This is a genomic window from Salmonella sp. SAL4457 (genome assembly GCF_046548235.1).
Classification (GTDB): domain Bacteria; phylum Pseudomonadota; class Gammaproteobacteria; order Enterobacterales; family Enterobacteriaceae; genus Salmonella; species Salmonella enterica.
Window position 1 is genome coordinate 1 of sequence record NZ_JBGDZO010000469.1, and the last position, 273, is coordinate 273.

Here is a 273-nt window from a genome sequence, read left to right on the forward strand (position 1 = left end):
TGCAACCAGAGCGCATAGTCGTGGCTGCCGTAGCCACTGGGCAGCAATTGCAGCACCGGATCGAACTCGTCGAAGGGAGCGACGAACAGGCGGCGGAAGCGACGCTTGAAGCGGAGCATGCCGTCCAGGCGATTGAATTCACTGCCATCTTGCTTGAAGACTTTGCTGTAGAGCCAAAGGATGGCGCTGAAGCCGACTGCACCCATAAAATAAGTAGCTACGCCTATCCAAATTGCTATTTGCAAACCATTGGTTCCAAATATTGTTCCATAC

1 protein-coding gene is annotated in these 273 nt (G+C 52.7%); it reads right to left on the reverse strand.

Annotated elements, in window-relative coordinates; all coding sequences use genetic code 11:
* On the reverse strand, positions 1-273 hold a 273-nt coding region (locus ACLJNW_RS25085), incomplete at both ends, for a hypothetical protein (protein WP_410961341.1).